This is a genomic window from Atribacteraceae bacterium, assembly GCA_035477455.1.
Classification (GTDB): Bacteria; Atribacterota; Atribacteria; order Atribacterales; family Atribacteraceae; genus DATIKP01.
Window position 1 is genome coordinate 1 of sequence record DATIKP010000021.1, and the last position, 2,498, is coordinate 2,498.

2 protein-coding genes are annotated in these 2,498 nt (G+C 54.3%); one reads left to right on the forward strand and one right to left on the reverse strand.

Going from position 1 to position 2,498, the window contains the following annotated elements:
• Positions 1-158: 158 nt before the first annotated feature.
• Entirely contained in the window at positions 159-2,063 is a 1,905-nt protein-coding gene (locus tag VLH40_01060; protein ID HSV30597.1) for a penicillin-binding protein 1A, read from the reverse strand.
• A gap of 199 nt (positions 2,064-2,262) precedes the next feature.
• Here VLH40_01060 and VLH40_01065 point away from each other — a divergent pair.
• Positions 2,263-2,498 (forward strand): QueT transporter family protein (locus VLH40_01065; GenBank protein ID HSV30598.1); only part of this gene is annotated, 236 nt, incomplete at its 3' end.

Sequence of the window (2,498 nt, forward strand, 5' to 3'; positions counted from 1 at the left end):
CCGTGTATGTGATCCATGGGCGGGGGGAAGGAGTTTTGCGGAGGATAACCGAAGACTTTCTCAGGGAGCACCCCCAGGTAGCCTCGTTCCGGTCGGGTACCCCGGAAGAAGGGGGTTTGGGGGTGACGGTGGTGGATCTGAAATAATAATGGACTTTCTCAGGGGTGTTCCCGGCAGGTTGCATTCGGTACAGTACCCGGCCGGAAGGGCATGACGATGGTCTGCGGACAGTTGGGGGAGGGAAGGAGTCCCGTTTCAGCACAGACGCGGATCTCCACAATCGAGTCGGGTTTTGTGAAATCCCGTACCGGCTTGTCCTGATGTGCTTCGGTCATGATCGAAGCGAAAATGGGCGCAGCGATGATTCCCCCGGTCTGGGCTGGCCCCAGCGGAGTGCCGTCGTCGTTACCGATAAAGATTCCACCGACCAGATCCGGGGTAAATCCCACAAACCAGGCGTCGGCAAAGTTTTCGGTCGTTCCGGTTTTTCCACCGGCTGGCCGGTTGATGTTCGCTCGCCGACCGGTACCGCGTTCGATGGTTCCTTGTAACATCCGAGCCATTACATAGGCGGTATCAGCAGAGACAGCCCGGTGGGTTGATGGGGTATTTTCATAAATGGTGTTGCCTTCGAAATCCTCCACTCGGAGGATGGCGATTGGTTCGGCGATTTTACCTTCGTTGGCGAAGGCACTGAAGGCGCGGACCATCTCCAGGAGTGTGACTTCCGAAGTTCCCAGCGCGAGTGACAGATTTTTTTCCAGATGGCTTTCAATCCCCAGGCGCTTAGCATAATTGATGGCCCGGTCAAGGCTGACCGCCTCCAAGAGCTTGATTCCGACGATATTGGTTGAGCGTTCAAGTGCTTCCCGCAAGGTCATTGCTCCTGAAAAAGTCTTTTCATAATTTTGTGGACTCCAACCGTCAGGGAACTCTACTGGCTCATCGATGAAAACGGTGCTGGGGGAAAACCCGCTATCAATGGCCGCAGCGTAAATGAGAGGTTTGAAGGAGGAACCGGGTTGGCGGCGGGCCTGAGTGGTTCGATTGAACTTGCTCTCCCGGTAATCCCGACCGCCGACCATGGCCAAGATCCCCCCGGTATCCGGGTCCATGACCAGTACACCCCCCTGGTGACCGCTTTTCTCAAACTCGCGGACCGCTATGGTCTGGATTTCCGAATCCAGAGTGGTGTGAATTTTGAGCCCCCCGCTGAACACCATTTTTTCGTCGAAGTGACCGAGGAGTTCTCTGAGAATGTGATCGACAAAGTATGGGTTATTCGATCTCCTTTCCCGGAGGCCGGAAAGTACGATCGGGGTTTCCAGGGCCTCTTCCACGTCCCGCGCGCTGATCAGGCCGGACTCGTACATTCTGCGCAAGACCCGCCGCTGCTGCTGTTTGGCCCGTTCAAAGTTGTTGTAGGGGGAAAAGTTGGACGGGGAACGGGGGATGCCGACCATAATGGCGATTTCGGCCAGGTTGAGTTCAGCGAGTTCTTTCCCGAAATAGATCTGGGCGGCGGCTTTCACCCCGTACGCGCCATGTCCGAAATAAATTTCGTTCAGGTAGGCTTCCAGGATTTCGTCTTTAGTATACTGTTTTTCCAGGAAGAAAGCGAGCATGGTCTCCTTGATCTTCCGTCTCCAGATTCGGCGGTGACTGAGAAAGCGGTTCCGGGAAAGCTGCATGGTTATGGTGCTGGCGCCTTCCACGATCCTCAGGTTGACGATGTCCTGCCAGAGTGCACGGGCGATTCCTCGGGGATCGATACCCGGATGAGTATAGAAGTTCTGGTCTTCACTGGCGATAAAAGCGTTCCTGAGGAGAGGCGGAATTTGGGTGAATTCGACATATTGACGGTTTTCGGTGAAGAGCGAGTCGATCAGCGTTCCGTTGCGGTCATAGATCCGGGTGGTAAGCGATGGTTTGTAATTGTCCGATTGCTCGGTTATTTCCTGGATGTCGGCCAGGAAAGCCATAAAAAATAAACTAGTAACGATGAGGCCCGAAAAAAAGCCGACAAACAACCATTTCCCGCTTCCAAGAAAGCGGGATTTCACTTTTATCGTTTGTTTCCTACTCTGTTTTTTCCGTTTGGCTGTGGAATCCATGGCCCTCACATGTTACTATGATACCACTTAATCCGGCGGCGGAAAAGAACCCAGTGGGTGGACAACCCCTGGATTGGCCCTCCGGCATATTTACCGGTGACGTGCCTGCTTCCACCAGGAATGGGAAAGAGTTTGGAGGAAGGTTGAAATGCTTCTAAGCATCCGGGCGGCGATGATTGCCGCGATCTATGTCGTGTTGACGGTGACGCCACCTCTGCATTCCCTTTCATACGGTCCGGTTCAGGTCCGGGTTTCAGAGTTTTTGACCGTACTGCCTTTCGTATTTCCCGAGGCCATTTGGGGGGTGGGCATCGGTTGTTTTCTAGCGAATCTGGTCGGGGGGGTTGGCTGGCTCGACACGGTATTTGGAAGTGCCTTAACCCT